Below are 21,592 nucleotides of genomic sequence, written 5' to 3'. Positions count from 1 at the left end.
GATTTCGATAAAATTTTTAATGGGGAATAATAAAAATTGATTTTTCATCCCGCTGCCGTAGTACACGTTTTGCATCATCCTCTATCTCATACGCGTTGACTGCAAAATGAATGGGGTAATTTCCTGCTTCAATTTTTCCTAATTTTGAACTCACTTTAATTGGCATGAGTAAATTACTTGAGGGCTCTACTTTAATTTCAGTTATTTCTTTATTTTGAGAGTTTAAAATTTTTAGCTCTTCTAGACCATTTACCTTTAAATTAACTGTCATCGGATGCTCCGATGAATTCATAATCTGCATGCGATAAATATTTTCAATTCGCTCACCATCAACTTCACGAGCTAATGCACCGCGATCACGCATGACATCTACCCGCAGTGGATTTCGAGTAAAGAGAGAAAACAAAAAAGCGGCCGATAAAGCAGCAATGAAAAGGGTATAGAAAATAACGCGGGGCCGTAAAATATGTCGTATGGCACTTTGATTGGTTTCATGATCAAGCATTGCTCGCTCAGTGGTGTAGCGGATTAAACCCTTTGGGTATTGCATCTTTTCCATCACTAAGTCGCAGGCGTCGATACAGGCACCACATCCAATACACATATATTGCAAGCCATCGCGAATATCGATGCCAGTTGGACATACCTGCACACAAATACTGCAATCTACGCAGTCTCCTAAGCCCTCGGCTACGACATCAGTAGTTTTATGTCGGCTACCTCTGGGTTCGCCACGTAATTTATCGTAGGTCACCACAAAAGTATCTTTATCGACCATTACACTTTGAAAGCGCGCATAAGGGCACATGTATTTGCAGACTTGCTCGCGCATAAAGCCTGCATTTCCCCAAGTTGCAAAGCTGTAAAAGAACAACCAAAATGCTTGCCACGGACCTAAGGACAAGGTGAGAATGGCACCACTAAGCTCATGAATTGGGGTGAAATAACCAATAAAGGTGAAACCCGTCCAGAAGGCGATGATTAACCATAGGCTGTGCTTGACTACTTTTAAGCGCCACTTATGCAAACTCCATGGCCATTCCTCGCCATCCAACCGTATTCGCGCGAAGCGATCGCCCTCGACTTGACGCTCGATCCACATAAAAATTTCGGTATAGACGGTTTGTGGGCAAGCATAGCCACAAAACAAGCGTCCCGCAACGGCGGTAAAGAGGAATAGTGCTAAAGCCGAAAGAATCAGTAATAGGGTTAAGTAAATCACGTCTTGTGGCCATAACACTAAGCCAAAGATATAAAACTTACGTTGAATTAAATCAAATAGAACGGCTTGGCGACCATTCCAGCTCACCCACGGCAAACCATAAAAAAGAATTTGCGTGAGAAAAACAAAATAAATCCGCCACCGTGCAAACGTGCCTGATACTGATCTGGCGTAAATTTTTTGCCTGATTTCGTAAAGAGATTCTTCTACGATCTCAATCGGAATAGCCTTTCTAGGCGTTAATGGAGTGGGCACTGCTACTTAGTTGAGGCTGGCTTGAGATTAGATAAGCCCCATACATAGGCAGTTAATAAATGAATTTTTTCAGGTGTTAAATTATTTTCCTGAGCTGGCATTAAGGCATTGCGACCCTTATTTATGGTTTCTTCAATAGTAGCCTGTGAGCTACCATATAACCAGGTTTTATCGGTTAAATTCGGTGCGCCTAGTAATTGATTGCCCTTTCCCTCAGCGCCATGACAAGCGACACAATTTTCAGCAAAAATTGGGGCGCCTAAATTGGCTTTGGCGGCATCTACTGTTAAACCAGAAAGACTACGTACGTAAATAGCGAGTTCTTGAATTTTTGCCGCACCCAAATGGGCGTAAGGTGGCATCACGCCTGCGCGCCCTTGCTTAATAGTCGTTTTAATTGCCTCTGGACTACCGCCATAAAGCCAATCACCATCGGTCAAATTTGGGAAACCCTTAGCACCCCCTGCATCAGAGCCATGGCATTGGGAGCAATAATTTAAAAATAAACGCTGACCAATATCATGCGCCTTTGGATCGGCAGCCACTTGAGCGATATCCATCGCCATGTATTTAGTATAGAGGGGTTGTACTTCTTTATTTGCCTCGATGACCGATTCTTGGTGTGAACTTACGGTGGTGTATCCCAACATACCAGGCATTGAACCCAGTCCTGGATATAGCACTAAATAAACTAAGCCAAAAATACATGACAATAAAAACATCCACATCCACCAACGTGGCAAAGGATTATTGAGTTCACGTAAATCACCATCCCACACGTGACCAGTATCGGCTACAGAGCCGTCAGCGTTGTACTTAACCTTAACCTTACGCTGAGAAAATAATAACCAGATACACCAAACAATGCCGATAATCGTGATCGAGGCAATATAAATACTCCAACCAGCACTTAAAAAATCACTCATGATTAGTCCTTGCGGTATTCGTCGGGAAGGTCGAACGGTAGTTCAGCAGATGCTTCATTCGCTTTTTTTCGTTTTGCGGAATAAGCCCACCAAACAATACCTAAAAAAAGTAGGATGCCGATGAGATTAGTGATCGCTGAAATATAGGGGAAAATCTGTTCCATGTTTATGTCTTTCCCGATCAATTATTGGCCGTTGTTTTAGTTAATGGAATCGCACGCCGATTAATACCCAGGCCCTGTAAATATGCAATCAAAGCGTCTTCTTCGGTTTTACCTGCCAAATCTTTGGGTGCATTCGCAATTTGCTCATCGGTATAAGGAACGCCTACTCGACGCAGTGCAATTAAGTGGGATTGAATTGAATCAGCATCTGCAGGGGCATTTTCTAGCCACGGATATGCTGGCATATTTGATTCGGGTACAACCGCCCGCGGATTGCGTAAATGAATACGATGCCAATCGTCAGAATAACGGCCGCCAACCCGAGCTAAATCAGGGCCAGTTCGTTTGCTCCCCCACAAGAACGGGTGATCGTATACCGATTCGCCCGCCAAGGAATAGGGGCCATAACGTTCAGTCTCAGAACGTAATAAGCGAATTTGCTGTGAATGGCAATTAGAGCAGCCCTCGCGCTGAAAAATATCTCGACCAGCTAAATTGAGTGGGGGGAAGGGTTTTATGCCTTCGCTAGGTGTAGTGGTGGAATGCTGAAAATACAAGGGCACAATCTGCACCAAGCCCGCTACAGCGACAGCCAAAATCGTGGCAACGATTAACCAACCGACATTACGCTCTAGCGTGGCGTGCGAAAAAAATGGGTGATGTTCAGACATTCTCGCCTCCTTAGTGAGCTAATTGAGTGGTTACTGGAATAATGGCGTCAATACAGGGCTTGCGATAGACCGTCTTAAATACGTTGTAAGCCATCAGCAGCATGCCGCTTAAATAACAAATACCGCCAATTAAACGAATGACATAAAAGGGATAAGTCGCTTTGACACTTTCCACAAAGCTATAGGTTAAAGTTCCGTCGGGCTCGAATGCCCGCCACATTAAACCTTGCATGACTCCCGCAATCCACATTGCAGCGATATAAATAACCACGCCTGTTGTAGCAATCCAGAAATGTAAATCAATTAACTTCACGCTATACATATCTTTTTGCCCGACGAGTCGCGGAATCATGTAATACAAGGAGCCAATACTAATCATGCCCACCCAGCCCAAAGCTCCAGAGTGCACGTGGCCAATTGTCCAATCGGTGTAGTGCGATAAAGCATTGACGGTTTTGATGGACATCATCGAGCCTTCAAAAGTTGACATGCCATAAAAAGATAAGGCGACAACCAAAAACTTCAGAATTGGGTCACTGCGTAATTTATGCCACGCGCCCGACAAAGTCATGATGCCGTTAATCATGCCCCCCCATGACGGTGCCAATAAAATTAATGAAAATACCGTGCCTAATGATTGCGTCCAATCGGGTAAGGAGGTATTTTGTAAATGATGTGGACCAGCCCACATATACGTAAAATTCAACGCCCAGAAGTGCACAATTGATAAGCGATATGAGTAAATGGGGCGCTCAGCGGCTTTAGGAATAAAGTAATACATCATGCCTAAAAAACTAGTGGTTAAAAAGAAACCGACTGCATTATGCCCATACCACCATTGAATCATGGCATCCTGTGCACCAGAGTAAGCTGAGTAAGACTTCCATAGGCTAGCTGGCATCTCAACGTTGTTGACAAGATGTAGAATCGCAATCGTCAAAATAAAAGCGCCAAAAAACCAATTAGAAACATAAATATGTTTAGTTTTACGCTTGATCAGAGTGCCAAAAAATACTACTGCATAAGCAACCCACACCAAGGTTATTAAAATATCGATGGGCCATTCCAGCTCAGCATATTCTTTCGAGGTAGTAATCCCCAAGGGCAAAGTAATTGCTGCAGCAACAATCACTAATTGCCAACCCCAAAATGTGAATGCCGCTAACTTATCGCAAAATAAGCGGGTTTGACAAGTGCGCTGAACAATATAGTAAGAAGTGGCAAAGAGAGCGCATCCACCAAAGGCAAAAATCACCGCATTGGTATGCAAAGGGCGCAAACGACCATAACTAAGCCAAGGAATATTAAAGGTAATCTCAGGCCAAATCAATTGGGCAGCAATTAATACCCCCACTAACATTCCGACAATGCCCCATAAAACCGTTACCAAGGCAAATTGCCGCACAATTTTGTAATTAAATGATGTCTGACTGTTATCCACGGCAGTGCCCATGGTTTCTCCCTAGTTAACCCATACTTCACGCAATCTAATAATTCCTCTGAATTATCAAATTAAGCGGCCGAGTGTAGGTTGATCTAGATCAAAACGGTGGCGGGTAAAACGACTAACTTGGCAGATTCTGCCGATCTTGCTGATCTGCCGTGGGTTTAGGCACATCTTCATCCATTAATAAGGCCTGTGCTGGCCCATCCATATCATCAAACTGCCCACTTTTAATCGACCAATGAAATAAATAGGCTAATAAGGCAATCAGTATGAGTGAGAAGGGAATCAACAAATATAAGCTTTCCATATTCTTAGTCTAGCTTGATTTAGGTTTTACGCAATCGCCAAGCATTTAAGGTCACAAACAATGATGACAGCGACATACCAATGCCCGCTACCCAGGGATTAACCCAACCCAGCATGGCAACTGGAATAGCGACTACGTTATATAACAAAGCCCACGCGATATTTTCTTTAATAATGAGACGCGTCTTGATGGCACTGCGTAGTAAATAAACCAAAGGCTCGAGCGAGTTAGCGGTTAAAATAGCATCTGCCCCAGCTGTAATCAGGGGTGCACCGGCTCCTACTGCTACTGAAACGTTGGCACGCGCTAATAGGGGCGCATCATTTACGCCATCACCAATCGCCCACACTATTTTCCCTTGTTCTTGTAGCTTAGCGACATAAGCATATTTTCCCTCGGGTGAAGCCGCGCTAGAAAAATTCGTAATGCCAAAATAATTTGCCCACCAAGCGACAGTCTGAGCATCATCTCCAGAAACTAAATGGACGGTGATCTTTCTTTGCTGTACGGCTGACAATAATTCTTGTACTCCTGGACGGGGGGTATCTAAAAATAAGAAAGTCGCAATCAATCCCTGTCCATCGACCAAGTAAACTTTGCCGTGTTCGCCAGATTGTCGCTCCAAAAGATCAGCTTCTATTTGTTGATCCAGGCCAACATGAAGCGCGCTACCTAGGCGATATTCGCCCGCACGTAAACCGCGCCCCAATTCGCCGACCGAAGCGAGGGGTAAATTTTGGACGGGCAGATTTTCTACTGCTGCCGCACGTAAGAGTGAGAGGGCCAATGGATGCGTTTGCCCTGCCTCCATTGCGGCCGCCAAACTTAAAGCGCGGTGAGCAGAAAAGTCAGCTCGCGCCACTCGAATAGTTTGCAATTCAGGCTGCCCCAAAGTTAAGGTGCCCGTTTTATCTATTACTAAATCACTTACCTCAACCAAGCTTTCCATGACGTGCCCGCGCACGATGAGGATGCCCAATTTTGTTACGGCGCCTTGGGCTGCAGCCATCGCCGTTGGCACTGCCAACGACAGTGCGCAAGGACAACTCGCTACCAATACCGCCACTAAGACGGTCCATGATTTACTAGGATCAAATATAAACCAGAGACCAGAAGCGATCAGAGCAGTCGCAAGCAAAAATAGAATGAAATGGCTCGCCCAGCGTTCTGCCAAGCTAACTAAATGAGGTTTGGCTAATAAAGCCTGATCTAATAAGGCAGCAATACCTGCAATGCGTGTAGCTTGACCTACTGTATCAATCCGCATGATGCAAGGATTCAAAATATTATGACTTCCAGCGTAAAGAGGGTCGCCAATTTTTTTCCTAATCGCCCGTGCCTCCCCCGTTAATAGAGATTCATTAATCTCGGTTTCATTGGCTATTAAAACTCCATCGGCTGGAATAATCTCGCCTGGTGATACTCGTATAAAATCACCTTGATGGCAGTTCACTACTGGCACTTCTTTTAACTCTAAGGAGTCTGGATAGTGTAAATATTTTTCACAGATAGCAGGTAATTGTTTTGCTAAAGCTTCGGCACCGCTTTGGGCATCTTGCCGGGCTAATAGTTCAACATAGCGCGCGCTCAAAATAAAAGCCACAAACATGGTGATCGAATCAAAATAACTTGCGCCATTACCAGTTAATAAATTCAAGGTGCCAGCAAAAAACGCTAAGCCCAAAGCAATGGCAATTGGCACATCCATACCCAATATATGGGTTTGCGGGAAAAGTCGTACGCTTCGCCAAGCAGCAAGAAAAATCGGTCCAGCAGAATAAAGAATTACAGGCACGGTTAAAACCCAACTCGCCCAGCCCAATAAGGCACCGTATTCTTGGCTTAAATCGCCCGTCCCAGTATAGGTTGGCCAAGCATACATCATCACCTGCATCATACCTAATAAGGCCACGCCAAGCCGCGTAAGTAATTGGCGTCGCTCTCTTCTACCTAAATCCGCTGTTTGCGATGGTTCGAATGGCCAAGCAGAATATCCAATCCGCTCAATTTCAAATAACAAGTGCGACAAATTGCATTGCTCTAAGTCAAACTGTAATTTGGCTTTTTGCGTAACATAATTAATTTGCACATCACGAACCCCTGGGAGCCGCTTTAAATACTGATCACATAACCAAACACAAGCAGCACAGCGAATTTTTTCTAAGCGTAAGGTTGTTTCTAATAGACCATCAGCTATTGGGCGCGAGAAGCGTGCAAGCAAGGTAGGATCATCATAAGCAAGTAAACGATTCGGAATCGTATTGCCGCTAAGCGCTTGGTCTGGTTTGACACCTAACTGTATCCGGCGAGCATAAAATACATCGAGACCTTTACCATGAATAGTTTGGGCAATCGCCATACAGCCTGCGCAACAAAAGACTTGCTTCAACCCGCCTAGCTCGGCTACGAAATAAGTAGCGGCAGGAATGAGGCTGCCGCAGTGATAGCAGTTATGCACTGCGGCCATCTGCTCCCTAGCGCTTTCTACTCCAGCCGTGGCGTTTTTCATACATCACGAACAATACACCCCAAATGACAATTGCGCCATACGCCCAAATCCAAGCATCTGGCGAGCTACGCGAACCCGTTAAATCTAAAACAAAACCAAAAATAGCGGGCCCTAATAAACCGCCTCCAAAGCCCATTAAAGAATGTAAGCCCATCGCTGCGCCTTTAATATTCTCTGGCGCACTCATTACTAAGCCCGCAGTTAGCGTTGCCGAGTCGGCCATAATAAAAATCGCATGGGCAATGGCTAAGCTAACAATTAACCACCAGGCTTGTCCTGAAGCGGTAGCTAAAGCAATCCCCGCTACCGCACTGCCTAGCATCACAAATGCAATCCAATTTTTTCGACCTACGCGTAGAGCAATTTCATTACCAATGATCGATGCGGGTACACCAAAGAAATTAATCATGCCTGCCAGGGTGGTAATCGCCAAGAAAAAATTGCTGCCAGAAGCAAGTGTACAAAAACCAAAAAAGGCTACTAGCCAGCTACGTGAAGCAAATAGTTCTAGCGAATGGGTAGTGTAGCCAAAGATGTATCCTGCAGCATCGCGATTATGCAAAACTAAGCGCCAAGTTTTAATCGGGAATAAATCGCGCCAATGTAAATTTAAACTACCCAGCCCTGCTGCGGACTTTAAAGGTGGAATAAAAAATAAAACAATTAAGGTCGCTGCCAGTGGTCCTAAGGCAATCCATCGATACACTGCCTGCCAATCTTGAGCCTCTAAAATCCAGCCTGAAAGTACATAAGATAAGCCAGTGCCGATACCAAAGAAGGCGGTATAAAAAGAAATATGTCGACTTAATTCGCCTTGTTGAATGCGGTCAGAAAGAATTTTCAGACCAGGCATATACGTACCTGCCAGCCCAGCGCCACTGATCACCATAAAAAGCACAGCGGACCAAAATCCATTGGCGATAAACCCCATACCCAAAAGACCCAAAAACCCGAGCAAGCCACCAACAAAATAAATTTTGCGGGCATCGATACGATCGGTTAAGGCAGTGGCAAATGGCACCGCACACATATACCCTAAGAAAATTGCGCTAGCAATTAAGCCGGATTGCAAATTACTGAGTTGCCACAAGGCTTGTAAGGGCAACAAAGTTGTGGCATAACAGGCGAAGCCGAGCAAAGCGCAGGACTGCGCCAGCAACATTATCGGGGTGTAATTATTGCTCTTGGCCAACTTGTTCTTGAAAACCATGCGCCCTGAAGGTTAGCACTAAGGTATCGCGATAGCCCCCGGGTTGAAGTGGCTGAATTGGAGTTGACTCATGGATCATGCGCTCATCATCTAACATTAATAACGACCAAGAGTCGGTTAAGGTAAAGCGTTGTCCAGCCGAACCTTGGGCCTCAAAAATGCGCGTCTCACCGCCTTTAATATGATGACGATCGACCAAAAATACAGCTACATAATCGACTCCATCGCGGTGCGCGCCCTCCGGTGTTGGTCGACCAATACCCTCAGCAGTATCAATCCGAAACTGATGGGCTTCAACAAACCAAGTAGTTACTGGCTTTGCTTGACTTAATATTTTTGCGGTAGCGCATAGGAGTTTTTGCCACACTGGATCGCGTGCTAAACCACTAACGATCGGCTCAAACCACCGGTGAATTCCGCCATGCAAAGCGTTATAGTTAAGTGATTGCCAGTGTGCTCGATGCGGCATAAGCTCTAATGCACCTTGATGAATTCGATAACTATCATGCCGTCTAAAACGATAGCGACCACCATCTTTCAAATAGGGATCACGAGGTAAATCGTGCCAATATTGTTGAAGGTGGGATAAGTCAGAGAGCGAGAGTTGGCTGTAATCGGCCACTGCTTGCGGCGCAGCTACTGCAAAACTTTGGCGCTGTAAAGTTTTAACTAATTGCTTGGCGGGTGTAAAGGGGGGCTGTAGAATCACCCCCCTATTTTAGGACATCTCTTCGCCTTTAATCGAGTTGCGCCCCAGATGCCTTAACAATACGAGCCCACTTCATTATTTCTTCTTTTAAAAAGCCCGCTAATTTATTGGTAGTAACGGGTGTTAAATCAAGTCCTTGTTGTGTTAGACGCTCTCGCACATCTGGGCGAGCCATAACCTTAGCCATAGCCGCTTGAATTGTTTTGGCAATTTCTGGATTCACGCCGGTTGGTGCAAAGAGGCCAACCCATACTTCACCTACACAATCAGGATAGGTTTCAGCAATCGTTGGCACATCTGGAGCAGCTGGCGAACGTTTGGCCGAACTAATCGCAATCGATTGCAATTTACCCGCTTTCATATAGGATAAGGCTGAAGGGAGACTAGCAAAAGCCAAAGGAACCTGCCCACCTAAGACATCATTAATCGCTGGGGCTACTCCTTTGTAAGGAATGTGTTGAAGTTCAATGCCTGCACTCGTCGCTAACATAGCTCCTAATAAATGACTAATAGTGCCATTGCCGGCTGAGGCATAAGCTAACTCACCCGGTTTCTTTTTCGCTGCCGCTACTACCTCGGCCAGCGTTTTTAGAGGCGAACCAGGTGGCGAAACTAATACGTAGGGAGTTGCGCCAAGGTAATATAAAAAAGTAAAATCAGCAACGGGATCAAACCCAGGATTTTTATAAAGCGCGGGATTAATTGCCTGCGCACTATTAATCGTGAGAAGCAAGGTGTAACCATCTTTAGGGCCTTTGGCCACTGCTTGTGTACCAATATTACCGCCAGCCCCAGGTCGGTTTTCAACAACCACCGAACCATTCAAAGCCTCGCTGAGAGCAGGCGCAATTAAGCGGGCAACAATATCATTCGTGCCAGCGGCCGCTTGCGGTACGACCAATATCACTGGCTTGGTGGGGTAGGTCTGGGCTTGTACAGTTTCAGTCAGTAAACTTAAAGCCAAACTGAAGCCTAAACTTGCCGCCAAACTGAAGCCTAAATTGAACTGCCTACTCAACAATTTCCTGCTTGATTGTGTTTGATACATAAGCCCCCCTATTCAGTTAAGATCCTACTATAAATACGTAAATTAAACCCAACTAATAAAAGATCAAACCACCATGACGAATTCTCCTAACACTTCCCACCAACGTGTTGCCCTAGTTACAGGCGCTGGCACCGGTATTGGGAGAGCGGCAGCCAAGGCCTTACTCCATGGCGGCTTTCAGATTGTTCTTACCGGCAGAAATATTGATAAATTAAAAACGGCCATTACTACGATTGGTGGTACTGAGGCAAACTGCTTAGCGGTTGCTTGCGATGTTGGCAAACCTGATGAGGTTAAAAAATTATTTTCCGCCTTAGAGGCAAAATTTGGGCGAATCGATCTCTTATTTAATAATGCTGGTTTAGGCACACCTGCAATGCCGATGGAAGACATTAGTTACGAACAGTGGATGTCGGTAGTTAATACTAATTTAAGTGGGGCCTTTTTATGCTCGCAAGAGGCAATTCGCATGATGAAAGCGCAATCACCCCAAGGTGGGCGCATCATTAATAATGGCTCGATCTCTGCGCATGCACCGCGCCCTTTTTCCGCTCCCTATACGGCCACTAAACACGCGATGACGGGCCTAACCAAAGCCATTTCGTTAGATGGCCGCAATCATCACATTGTCTGTGGACAAATTGATATTGGTAATGCTGCCACCGAAATGACTGAGCGCATGGCTAAGGGCATTATTCAAGCGGATGGCTCGAGCAAAATTGAGCCCCGCATGGATGTTGATCACGTCGGCCAAGCCGTTTTACATATGGCGCAACTACCGCTTGAGAGTAATGTGCTCTTTATGACCATCATGGCTAACAATATGCCTTTCGTTGGTCGCGGCTAAATCCTAAACCGTTGCTGATTTACTTGCCACTGTACGAATCGGCATTTTTCTGCCAATCATCACCACAGCGACTACGGCGGTAGCGAAAAGAATATTTACCAAGGTAATGGGCTCAGGTAAAAATAGGCTCGCCGCTAAAAAAGTCATGAAGGGTTGTAAAAGCTGCACCTGACCAACCCGTGCAATGCCTCCTAAAGCGAGGCCGTTATACCAAAAGAAGTTGGCGATAAAAGCGGAGACCAATCCCAGAAAAAGTAAGGCTATCCAAGTGCCAATAGAAATGGTTGGCGCTAACTGCAAAAAATTTGGTGTTTGAAAAGCGAAATATAACGCCAAGGGAAAATTAATTACTAGACCCATTACTAGAACCCAAGAAATCACCACTGGACCGCCCATTTTTTGCGATAACTTCGCTGCTTCCGCATAACCATATGAAGCCGATACCGCCGCAATAATTAAAGCCCAATCAGCAAACTCCAGACCGCCATGACTTTGCCAAAGTGAATACAGAATTACCAGCAGACTACCAATGGCAGCGGTAATCCAAAATCCTACCGAAGGCCGCTCGCCGAATCGCAAAGCACCAAATAAAGCCGTTAATAATGGCGTAATACCCAACACTACGCCCCCACGCGAGGAGGGTAAGTAAGTCATTGCCACACTAATGCCTAAAGGAAAGCCGAAGACAATAAAAACAGTAGTGACCAGTAAAGCTAATGCATCTTTACGATTGGGCCAAGCAGGTCGCAAATAAAGTAAGTAAGCTAAAGCACCTAGGCCGCCCAAAGTAGCACGATAAAAAGCAGCAGGGAAGGTGCCAAAGTCAGCGACAACTAAGCGTGTCGCCGGCAGGGTAATGCTGAAAAAAATAATCCCTACTAGCCCAAGCCAAAGGCCCTTAGTTTCCGCTTTCATTAAACCTGGTAGCTTTTTTGCGAGTTAACGTAAAGCTGAATACGAGGTTGGCACCAAGATCATATTTTCAATACGCTCGACTAGAGGCCCATTGACTTCAGTACCCGCTTTAGCTGATTTCCATGCGGGGTCATTTTGAAAAGCATTCCACTTGCTTTCACGCTCAGCAAGGCTATCCCATTCCAAAAGATAATAAAGTGAATTACTATTCACTCCTACCAAGACCGTCCAAAAACCAATCTGCCGAATACCATGTTTTTTCCACATCTCTAAGGTGATGGTTTCAAAACGCTTATTAAGCTCTGGCAGTTTGCCAGGCACCGAATGATAAATACGTAATTCATGCAACATAGCCAATCCTTTATAAAACATATACTGTTAGCAATGATAATAACGAAATTGCCAAGACGAGCCCCAAAGTGAGTTAAATTGACCCTATCTAACACCCCGTGAGCCCTAATTTAGCCTTAAATTAAAGGAAGTTATGCCAATCATTACGAATATTGAAGATTTGCGTATATTGCATCAAAAGCGCGCCCCAAAAATGTTCTACGACTATGCCGATTCAGGCTCGTGGACTGAAACCACCTATCGCGCTAACGAAGCTGATTTCCAGAAAATTAAATTTCGGCAGCGGGTTGCTGTCAATATGGAAAATCGTACTACCCAAACGACCATGATTGGTGAAACTGTTGCCATGCCGGTGGCTTTAGCGCCAACTGGTTTAACTGGCATGCAATACGCCGATGGTGAAATCTTAGCGGCACGCGCTGCTGAAAAATTTGGTGTCCCCTTTTGTTTATCAACCATGAGTATTTGTTCCATTGAAGAGGTAGCCAAGCACACCACTAAACCATTTTGGTTTCAGTTGTATGTAATGAAGGACCGCGACTTTATCGAGCGTCTAATTGAGCGTGCTCGAGCAGCATCCTGCTCAGCTTTAGTACTTACTCTAGACCTACAAATTTTGGGACAACGCCATAAAGATTTAAAAAATGGTTTAAGCGCTCCGCCCAAACTAACTATTGCAAACATCATCAATATGATGACTAAACCCAGTTGGTGTCTTGGTATGGCCCAAACCCCACGTAGAAATTTTGGCAACATTGTGGGGCATGCCTCTGGAGTTGGCAATATGGCCTCCTTATCCTCATGGACCGCGGAACAATTTGACCCGGGCTTAAGCTGGGATGATGTTGCATGGATTAAAAAACGCTGGGGCGGTAAACTTATTATTAAAGGTATTTTAGATGTGGAAGATGCGCGCTTAGCTGTCAACTCGGGGGCAGATGCATTAATTGTGTCAAATCATGGTGGACGGCAACTCGACCATGCGGTCTCCAGTATTCACGCCCTACCCGCAATTGTTGAAGCAGTTGGCAAAGAGATTGAAGTTTGGGTTGATGGCGGCATTCGCTCAGGGCAAGATGTCCTTAAGGCCTGGGCTTTAGGCGCTCGCGGCACAATGATTGGTAGAGCCTTTTTATATGGCCTAGGCGCAATGGGCGAAGCTGGTGTTACGAAGTGCTTGGAAATTATTCATCGCGAACTTGATCTCTCAATGGCTTTTACTGGCCATCGAGATATTCACAAAGTAACTAAAGATATTTTATATCCTGGTACCTATTAGGGTGTGAAGTACTACTTAGCTGAATTATGTTGCCGCGAATATTGATCAATCAACATGCTTGTAATGAATAATCTGGGCTTGATTGATTCAATCAAGATGTATTCAGCGTTATCTGTATGGCCGCCAAAGCCCTGCAAACCAAAACTTTCAATCACCGCACCACGATTGCGAATTTGCGCATAAGCAGCGTCAGTACCCCCACCAGTTGGAGTTTCAAGGATACCCAAGGGCCATTGAATTTCTTTTGCAATTGACTGTGTCAATTTGGCTACTGCTAAACTTTTTTCAGTCGGCACTAAAGGGGGTCGAGAGCGCACAAAATCCAGTGTGACAGTAGTCTCTGGAATTAAATGATGTTGAATCTTTTCCTTGAGCTTTTCCTCCACTAAATCAAAGTCACTCATTTTATTAGCCCGAATATCCGCCGTTGCTGTTGCCCCAAAGGGAATCATATTGCGCACAGTGCCAGCCTGTGCCAAGGTCCAATTAAATTTAACTCCTGGGGCTATATTATTTAAATCGCGCGTTTGCAAAACTTGATGTGCCATTTCATATAAAGCATTTCGGCCAAATTCAGGATTAGCGCCAGAATGCGCAGCCTTACCCTGAACCTTAAGATCAGCACGAGCAATGCTGGATGTTGCTAAGCGTACATAATCGGCTTTAGTGCCACTGGTTTCACATGAAATCACCAGATCATTTGCCTCGCCTAATGCCATAATAGTTTCTTTAGATCCAGGCGAGCCAATTTCTTCATCAGCATTAATAAGTACTGTTAACTCACCAAAAGAATTGATTCCAGCAGTTTTAATCATTTTGAGGGTATGCAAAATAACTGCAATACCAGCGCGATCATCCTGAATACCTAATCCATAGGCCTTACCGTCTGCGACTTTAAAGGGCTGCTTCTTGCTATCTCCCTTTTGATACACCGTATCCATATGGGCAATAAGCGCTATTTTTGCCGTTCCATTGCCTTTTATTTTGACTAAAATCATCGCTCCAGTTTTAGTATTTCCGCTACCCTGAATTAATTGATAGGGAATACCAAGTCCATCTAATTTTTTACCGATCGCTGCCTGTATTTTCGCCAAACCCTCTAAATCAGTACTGCCTGATTCAATTGCGACTAATTCTTCTAAAGTTTTTAATAACTCAGGAACTTCGTTATTGGCAAGCACCTCGATCTGGCTAGCTTGAATTTCCTTTAATTCCGCAGCTAGAGAGGATGGCGCCCAACACAAGCTGCCCATTGCTAGAATTGGAGCAACAATCAAGGGCATAAAAATGCGTAAGGTTCGAAATATTTTCATAGTCTCTTTATATTCTCATTTTTACTTATTGTCTCGCATTCGCCCTAGGGTAAATGCTGAATATGATCTATTGGTAAATCATCCCAATAGCGCTCCATCATTTGTTGGTAGGCGGCCTCAATCTGCTGTGCAAATAAGGGGGTATTAAATAATGGCGCACTTAAACGTTGCTCGGCTAATTTCTCCCTCAGTTGCTGCAGTCTAGCGGAATCATTTGCTAAGGCAATCGCTAGAGACTCATATTCTTCGGTATTCGTGGTAATTAACTCTGGCAAGCCAATTGCCTTGAGCAAACTAGCCGCCACCCTACTAGCAAAAGCGGCATTCACACAAGTTAACACGGGTAGCCCAGCCCAGAGTGCATCACTCGCCGTAGTATGGGCGTTGTAGGGCAAGGTATCCAAGAATAAATCAGCGGCCTGATGGCGCGCCAAGTGCTCGGCTAAGCTTAGGCGTGGAGCAAATATTAAGCGCTCAGGTTTAATATTTCTTTTAATTGCCTCTAAGCGCAAATTTTGCGCTATAAAACGATTGTCCTCTAAGAGCCATAAAACGCTGCCCTCTACCTGCCCCAAAATCCGCATCCAAGAATCAAATATGGGTGGATTGATTTTGTAATTATTATTAAAACAACAGAAAACAAAGCCCTGTTCGGGTAACCCTAACTCAGGGCGCGAAGCTTTTTTTTCTGCAATCTGTTTTTTATTGTCGTTAGCTTGATATGAAAAAGGGAGATAGGCAATTTTTTCTGAATAATATTGCCGACAATCTTCAGGAATTAAGGTGTGATCTGCAATGATGTAATCGATATAGTCAGCGCCCATGGTGCCTGGATAACCCAGGTAATTTACCTGAATTGGCGCCGCCCGATAAGCCAATAAACCAGGACGACTATCCTGCACTAAGCCCATTAAATCGACCGCAATATCGATTTCCATTTCGCGTGACAGTTTTGCTACCTCAAGGTCACTCAGGCCTTGAATATCAACTAATTGATCTAGGGCTTGATTAATCCGCTGAAAAACTTCAGCATTATTATCTTGGCCAAACGAAAAAGCAATGACTTCAAATTGCGCTTTATCATGATTTTCAAATAAACCAGCGATCAGTTGAGTAACCGCATGGTTACGAAAATCTGCCGAATAATAGCCAAGCCGAATTTTTTTATTGCGCTTTCGTTTGACAATTGCTGGTAGTGCTAACTCGGCTTTTGCTCTTTTTTGCGTATATTGTTTTGCCACAGCAAGCTGTAACTCAGGATCACTAGAGATGGCGAGTACGCCAAATGGGGTGATCACCTTTTCGCCAACACTGAGCTTATTGAGAATGGCCGCTAAAGCAGCATCATAGCCAATCCATTTACCCATACTCATTTTGAGATTAAATGGCATCGCAGATAAATAGTCGTAGTTGGGTTTTATGGCTACCGCTTTTTCATAAGCAATGAAGGCCTTATCTTCGTAGTGGAGTTGGGTAAATAAAATCGCCGTATTAAGCCAAGCTTCAAAATAATCAGGTTTAAGACTAATGGCCCGCCCATACGCATTGAGTGCAGCTTCGTTACGCCCTAAGGCTTTAAGTGCCAGCCCTTGGTTAAACCAAGCTGCAGCATTAGTATCTTGGATAGCTAAGGCTTTTTGATAGCAGCTGAGGGCCTCCTCATAATTACTTAGCTTAAATAAACTAATACCAAAATTAAGCCATGCCGCAGGATTAAAGGGGGTTAATTGCGTGGCTAATTCATGGTGGGCTAAAGCGGCATGCTCCTGATCAGACTCAGACAAAGCTTTTGCCAAATTAAATTGTAGCCCTGCATCTTGTGGATCAATCTGGGCCGCTTGTTGTAAGAAGTTGGCTGCAGCATGATGCTGACCTTGGCTAGCCTTAACTAAACCATAAATCTGTAAAGCCGATAAATGCTTAGGCTCAGCATGTAATGCCTCATCTAAAGCAAGTTCGCAAGCGGTAAAATTACCAGCCTCAAATGCGGTAATGGCTTGCTTTAATAAATCATCAATCATTTCAGGCGCAGTGCATTCGTGATGACTGAAACAGAGCTAAAACTCATTGCTACTGCTGCAATCATCGGCGATAACAAAAGTCCAATAAATGGGTACAACACACCTGCTGCAATAGGTACACCTAAGGCGTTATAAACCATTGCAAAAGCTAAATTTTGTTTCATATTACGCACGGTTGCCCGCGAGATTAAAAATGCTTGCGCAATGCCGCGTAAATCACCCTTCACTAAGGTAATTTGGGCGTTGTTAATGGCCACGTCAGTGCCCGTACCCATGGCAATGCCAATATTGGCTTTGGCTAAGGCAGGCGCATCATTAATACCATCACCGGCCATTGCTACAATCCGACCAGTTTTTTGTAGACGTTCCACTAGCGCTAATTTATCAGCCGGCTTTACGTTGCCATAGACTTCACTAATACCCAGTCTTGCGCCAATGGCTGCGGCGGCCAGCTGATGATCTCCAGAGGCCATCACAATCTTAATACCGAGACCTTGCAGGCTAGCAAGGGCCTCTGCCGAGCTTGCTTTAATAGGATCAGATAGTACGATAGCGCCGGCAAACTGTTGGTCGACCCCTAAATACATTACTGTCGCACCCTGCGCCAACGCCTCTTGAATTGCTGAAGATTGAGCAAGGCTTATCTGATTTGCTTCCATTAACTCAACATTACCAATTGCCAGCCAGCGACCATTGATAAGACCCTTCACGCCCATCCCAGGTACAGCTTCAAAATGCTCAACCCGATCTAATCCTAAATTTTTCTCAACAGCAGCCACCACAATACTGGCAGCAAGGGGATGTTCACTACTGTGATCGACACTCGCAGCCATTTGTAAAATTTCTTGCTCACTATAGTTTCCAACAGAAATAATGCGCTCTACTTGTGGACGGCCTTCAGTGAGCGTGCCGGTTTTATCAACGATTAAAGTATTCACTTTACAAAGATTTTCAATCGCTGCCGCATCACGAAAGAGTATGCCTTGCGATGCCGCTTTACCGCTTGCAACCATAATCGACATGGGTGTTGCCAAGCCTAGCGCACAGGGGCAGGCAATGATTAATACCGACACTGCATTAATTAAACCGAACACCCAACTGGGTTGGGGACCAAATAAACCCCAGGCAAAAAAACTAAGTAAGGCAATGCTCACCACTGAGAGCACAAAATAGTTTGAGACTACATCAGCCATCTTTTGCATTGGGGCTTTAGAGCGCTGGGCTTGGGCTACCATTTGTACGATCTGCGCCAACATCGTCTCAGAACCAATGCGTTCAGCACGAATCACTAGGGTGCCATTCGTATTCAAGGTAGCGCCAATGACTTTACCGCCCGCTTTACGGCTAACCGGTACAGGTTCACCAGTAATCATGGCTTCATCGATATAACTCGCACCTTCTACCACCACACCATCAACCGGTATTTTCTCTCCTGGCCGTACCCGAATTAAATCGCCCAGCTGTATCACCTCTAAGGGCACATCTTCTTCCTTGCCATCAATACCGATGCGCCGTGCGGTCTTAGGGCTTAGGCCTAATAAAGAACGGATTGCTGCGGAAGTTTGTGAACGTGCACGCAGCTCCATCAACTGCCCCACTAAAGTTAAAGAAATAATGACGGCCGCTGCCTCAAAATACACTGAGACCCGTCCCATAGAAGTAAAGGAACTCGGAAAAACATTCGGTACGAGGGTTGCAACCACACTGTAAATATAGGCAGAACCGGTACCCATGCCAATGAGCGTGAACATATTGGGGCTCCGATTTTGAATCGAAACCCAAGCTTGCATAAAGAAAGGCCAGCCAGCCCATAAAACAACTGGCGTAGCTAAGGCAAACTCAAGCAAACTCGCACTCGCCATCGAGACTAAATGCAGCGACTCATTAAACATCGCCAGAATAAAAACGCTGATCGTTAGAGGTAAAGTCCACCAAAAACGACGTCGATATGAAATTAACTCAGGATTTTCGCCTTCGTCGAGACTGGGCATCTCTGGCTCTAAAGCCATGCCACACAAGGGGCAACTACCAGGGTGGTCTTGGCGAATTTCAGGATGCATCGGGCAGGTGTAAATCGCTCCGGGTTTTACAGGTTCAGGCTCTTTAGGGGCCGGATGTAAGTAGGACTCCGGGTCAGCACTAAATTTGGTGCGGCATTTGGCGCCGCAAAAATAATATTGATGGTGCTGGTATTCAAAATGATGTACTGACTGCTCAGTAACATTCATATTGCAAACTGGGTCTTTTAACTGAGGATGGTCAGGGGAATTCGGCTGACTAGAGACATGATGTGTATGGTCCATCCTCTAATTCTAGTGCCAAACCACCACCATCAGCCTCTAAGCAAAATTCGCTACTATTGCATCAAGCAAAAAGATGATGGAGCACTATAGAGAATCATCATTAAGGCCTAACTCCTGGGGCTTCAAGCGGCATGCCATTGGCGCGCATCATTAAAAATAGCTCCAGCTCAGTTAACTCTTTCGAGCCATACGCATAAGGCTCGGCCCGTACTCCGCTCATGCAATTACGTAAACGCCGCTGTAATGAACCCACGCTTTGCCACTCAATTCGATAGATGGGATAAGCAGTAGGATGAGCCTGAGGTATTGGAATACCGGCTAACTTTTCACCGGCCCGCTCTTCATGGCATTGCTTACAAGATAAATTCAGCTGGCCAATACGTTGATTAAATTGGCGCTTACCAGCATCAAGGTAAGGCTGTGTTGCTGGATTAGCCTTAATTTGAATTGGCATGCCTTTCGACTGCACTGAAATATAGGCTAACAAAGATAAGAGTTCTTTGCTTTCATAAGGAAGCGGTTTAACTTTTTGTTTTTCAGCACGACACTGGTTAATGCGACCCTCTAAATTTGTTAACTTGCCATCCACTAACTGTGGGTAACGGGTAGCCACTCCCCGCATTGATTTTGCTGCATCACCATGACAACTTGCACACGCTTGATTAGAGCTCCCAAGCTTTTCTTGCCAAGCACTTTGGCCATCTAAGATGGCAAAAGTTGCTGGATTCAGGTTGGGGTCATCCTGCATCGCCTTATTTTCAGCTGACATTAACTGATAACTAGATTGCCGTGGATCAGCCGCAGACGATGGAGCAGCGTGTAACAGCATGAACTGTAAACCGACCAGAATCACTACTCGGAAATGAAAGGGACTCACTTAAGTTACGGAAATTTGACTTTGATTGGTAGCCAAATAGCCGTCGTCACCCGCCCAAGAAAATTGTAAAATTCCACTAGTCGTTGCAATGACCGTAAATATCAGTAATGGATTAGCCCCAACGGCTGGAAAAAAATCAGCCTTAAAGACTTCGGCGCCATTATATTGACACGTAAAAACCCGAATAATATCCCGCGGTATCAACTTACCCTGCTCGGTATGCCTAAAACCCGTCTCCATATCGTGCTGCACAATTGCTTTGATCTCGATAATTTCACCTTTACGCGCCATCTTTGGCATAGTAATTAGGGTGCGCGAAGTTTTGCTCATATAAATCCCTCAGAGCAAGCAGAGCTAGTAACCAGCGTATCAGCATACGTCTGATAAAAACTACCATCACTCATTTGCGCAATCGCCCAAACCCGCTGGGTATCAGCCAAACGAATACGGGTAGTGAAGTTCGCAGTTCCAGATAGAGGAGTGAAATATGCACTAATGATATTAGGCAAAGGATTTTTTCCAGCTACCAAATGAATTGCTTTAACATAATCATTCGCAGTCATTGGGCTATCGACACGAATTTTAATGACTACTAAATTGCCATTTTCAATTAAGCTGGCCAATTCTAATTGCACCCTGCCTTCTTTAGCTGTATTAGCGCCAATAATGCTATTTATTGCTGCGGACGCTTCTTCTGGAGTTGCATGCGCTTGCTGTACTGGAATTAAACCTACTATTCCTAAAGCCTTAAGTAACTTTCGGCGCTGATTTTTCATTGCTTTAGACTCGCTAAAAAACTGATTACATCTTCAATTTCTTGGGCACTCAAAATAGTCTTTCCAGTGAACTGTGGCGCAACTCGGTTTAAATGATTGACACGAAAATAGGCGGGCATGATGGTATTTGGATTGAAACGACTTGCATCGACCAAACGCGCGCGTAATTGAGGTGATGATAAACGCGCACTACTGACCAGCAAATCGGGGGCCAAATTACCCTGAAAACGCTCCTCAGGAAATGGCCCACTATGGCACAAAAGACAAAGTCCAGTTTGGCGACTTGCCACTACAGCGCGACCGCGCATGACGTTGCCCGCTTCTTGAGTCAGCGGTTCGGGGATAGCATCGCCAGAATAGCTTTGGGGGAAAACTGATAGTGGATATAAAAGCGGCAGCGCTAGAAATAAACTGATGACTAGCGCAGACCGCATGGGCATAG

At 45.0% G+C, this 21,592-nt stretch carries 21 protein-coding genes; 2 read left to right on the top strand and 19 right to left on the bottom strand.

Translation table 11 applies throughout. The features are described 5' to 3' along the window. Nucleotides 1-16: 16 nt before the first annotated feature. From ccoG to LZG75_RS08525, 10 genes are all read right to left on the bottom strand, one after another. Nucleotides 17-1,477: a cytochrome c oxidase accessory protein CcoG gene (ccoG, locus tag LZG75_RS08570; protein WP_233937249.1), complete on the bottom strand. Its 1,461-nt coding sequence runs from the start codon at nt 1,475-1,477 to the stop codon at nt 17-19. Nucleotides 1,478-1,479: 2 nt separating this feature from the next. Continuing rightward, a complete protein-coding gene (gene ccoP, locus LZG75_RS08565; RefSeq protein WP_233924112.1) occupies nt 1,480-2,403 on the bottom strand; it encodes a cytochrome-c oxidase, cbb3-type subunit III in 924 nt (307 codons plus the stop codon). A 2-nt stretch (nt 2,404-2,405) separates the two neighbouring features. Next, nucleotides 2,406-2,567, bottom strand: a complete 162-nt coding sequence (locus tag LZG75_RS08560) for a CcoQ/FixQ family Cbb3-type cytochrome c oxidase assembly chaperone (RefSeq protein ID WP_255696488.1) — start codon at nt 2,565-2,567, stop codon at nt 2,406-2,408. A 17-nt stretch (nt 2,568-2,584) separates the two neighbouring features. Then, entirely contained in the window at nt 2,585-3,238 is a 654-nt protein-coding gene (gene ccoO / locus LZG75_RS08555; RefSeq protein ID WP_233924111.1) for a cytochrome-c oxidase, cbb3-type subunit II, read from the bottom strand. 10 nt (nt 3,239-3,248) lie between these two features. Beyond that, nucleotides 3,249-4,691, bottom strand: a complete 1,443-nt coding sequence (gene ccoN, locus LZG75_RS08550) for a cytochrome-c oxidase, cbb3-type subunit I (RefSeq protein ID WP_233924110.1) — start codon at nt 4,689-4,691, stop codon at nt 3,249-3,251. A gap of 112 nt (nt 4,692-4,803) precedes the next feature. Beyond that, nucleotides 4,804-4,992, bottom strand: a complete 189-nt coding sequence (gene ccoS, locus LZG75_RS08545) for a cbb3-type cytochrome oxidase assembly protein CcoS (RefSeq protein WP_233924109.1) — start codon at nt 4,990-4,992, stop codon at nt 4,804-4,806. Nucleotides 4,993-5,011: 19 nt separating this feature from the next. Then, the gene (locus LZG75_RS08540; RefSeq protein ID WP_233937248.1) at nt 5,012-7,501 is read right to left on the bottom strand and encodes a heavy metal translocating P-type ATPase; all 2,490 of its coding nucleotides are present in this window, start codon (nt 7,499-7,501) and stop codon (nt 5,012-5,014) included. Further along, nucleotides 7,467-8,663 carry a nitrate/nitrite transporter gene (locus LZG75_RS08535; protein ID WP_233924107.1) on the bottom strand — a complete coding sequence of 399 codons (1,197 nt, stop codon included), beginning with the start codon at nt 8,661-8,663 and terminating at the stop codon, nt 7,467-7,469. Before LZG75_RS08535 ends, LZG75_RS08540 begins: the two co-directional genes overlap by 35 nt. A 13-nt stretch (nt 8,664-8,676) precedes the next feature. Next, the gene (locus tag LZG75_RS08530; RefSeq protein ID WP_370635192.1) at nt 8,677-9,420 is read right to left on the bottom strand and encodes a 2OG-Fe dioxygenase family protein; all 744 of its coding nucleotides are present in this window, start codon (nt 9,418-9,420) and stop codon (nt 8,677-8,679) included. Between the two features lie 28 nt (nt 9,421-9,448). After that, on the bottom strand, nt 9,449-10,468 hold the full coding sequence (locus LZG75_RS08525; protein WP_370634810.1) for a Bug family tripartite tricarboxylate transporter substrate binding protein: 1,020 nt from the start codon (nt 10,466-10,468) through the stop codon (nt 9,449-9,451). Nucleotides 10,469-10,541: 73 nt separating this feature from the next. Here LZG75_RS08525 and LZG75_RS08520 point away from each other — a divergent pair, with 73 nt between their 5' ends. After that, on the top strand, nt 10,542-11,315 hold the full coding sequence (locus tag LZG75_RS08520; protein ID WP_233937246.1) for an SDR family oxidoreductase: 774 nt from the start codon (nt 10,542-10,544) through the stop codon (nt 11,313-11,315). Between the two features lie 3 nt (nt 11,316-11,318). Here LZG75_RS08520 and LZG75_RS08515 read toward each other — a convergent pair whose 3' ends face one another. Together LZG75_RS08515 and LZG75_RS08510 are read right to left on the bottom strand one after the other, a co-directional pair. Continuing rightward, the gene (locus LZG75_RS08515) at nt 11,319-12,230 is read right to left on the bottom strand and encodes a DMT family transporter (protein ID WP_233937245.1); all 912 of its coding nucleotides are present in this window, start codon (nt 12,228-12,230) and stop codon (nt 11,319-11,321) included. Nucleotides 12,231-12,254: 24 nt separating this feature from the next. Next, nucleotides 12,255-12,581, bottom strand: coding sequence for an NIPSNAP family protein (locus LZG75_RS08510; RefSeq protein WP_233924104.1), 327 nt, complete (start codon nt 12,579-12,581; stop codon nt 12,255-12,257). Nucleotides 12,582-12,714: 133 nt separating this feature from the next. Here LZG75_RS08510 and LZG75_RS08505 point away from each other — a divergent pair, with 133 nt between their 5' ends. Further along, on the top strand, nt 12,715-13,860 hold the full coding sequence (locus LZG75_RS08505; RefSeq protein WP_233937244.1) for an alpha-hydroxy acid oxidase: 1,146 nt from the start codon (nt 12,715-12,717) through the stop codon (nt 13,858-13,860). Nucleotides 13,861-13,871: 11 nt separating this feature from the next. Here LZG75_RS08505 and LZG75_RS08500 read toward each other — a convergent pair whose 3' ends face one another. The 7 genes from LZG75_RS08500 to soxX all read right to left on the bottom strand — a co-directional run bounded on the left by LZG75_RS08500 (nt 13,872) and on the right by soxX (nt 21,590). Continuing rightward, nucleotides 13,872-15,173: a glutamate carboxypeptidase gene (locus LZG75_RS08500; RefSeq protein WP_233937243.1), complete on the bottom strand. Its 1,302-nt coding sequence runs from the start codon at nt 15,171-15,173 to the stop codon at nt 13,872-13,874. A gap of 44 nt (nt 15,174-15,217) precedes the next feature. Beyond that, nucleotides 15,218-17,194, bottom strand: a complete 1,977-nt coding sequence (locus LZG75_RS08495; RefSeq protein ID WP_233937242.1) for a tetratricopeptide repeat protein — start codon at nt 17,192-17,194, stop codon at nt 15,218-15,220. Beyond that, complete coding sequence (locus LZG75_RS08490; RefSeq protein ID WP_233937241.1) at nt 17,191-19,497, bottom strand: heavy metal translocating P-type ATPase; 2,307 nt, start codon at nt 19,495-19,497, stop codon at nt 17,191-17,193. Before LZG75_RS08490 ends, LZG75_RS08495 begins: the two co-directional genes overlap by 4 nt. A gap of 100 nt (nt 19,498-19,597) precedes the next feature. Then, nucleotides 19,598-20,350 (bottom strand): sulfur oxidation c-type cytochrome SoxA, encoded by a 753-nt coding sequence (gene soxA / locus LZG75_RS08485; RefSeq protein WP_233937240.1) that lies wholly within the window; start codon nt 20,348-20,350, stop codon nt 19,598-19,600. Between the two features lie 24 nt (nt 20,351-20,374). Then, nucleotides 20,375-20,704 carry a thiosulfate oxidation carrier complex protein SoxZ gene (soxZ, locus tag LZG75_RS08480; protein WP_233924099.1) on the bottom strand — a complete coding sequence of 110 codons (330 nt, stop codon included), beginning with the start codon at nt 20,702-20,704 and terminating at the stop codon, nt 20,375-20,377. Then, the gene (locus LZG75_RS08475) at nt 20,701-21,150 is read right to left on the bottom strand and encodes a SoxY-related AACIE arm protein (protein ID WP_233924098.1); all 450 of its coding nucleotides are present in this window, start codon (nt 21,148-21,150) and stop codon (nt 20,701-20,703) included. The genes soxZ and LZG75_RS08475 overlap by 4 nt, the downstream gene beginning before the upstream one ends. Next, the gene (gene soxX, locus LZG75_RS08470; protein ID WP_233937239.1) at nt 21,147-21,590 is read right to left on the bottom strand and encodes a sulfur oxidation c-type cytochrome SoxX; all 444 of its coding nucleotides are present in this window, start codon (nt 21,588-21,590) and stop codon (nt 21,147-21,149) included. The genes LZG75_RS08475 and soxX overlap by 4 nt, the downstream gene beginning before the upstream one ends. Between the last annotated feature and the right edge of the window lie 2 nt (nt 21,591-21,592).

The organism is Polynucleobacter sp. IMCC30063 (genome assembly GCF_021395235.1).
Taxonomy (GTDB): Bacteria; Pseudomonadota; Gammaproteobacteria; order Burkholderiales; family Burkholderiaceae; genus Polynucleobacter.
Note: the sequence above shows the minus strand (reverse complement) of the source record. Positions and strands in the feature narration are given on the sequence as shown.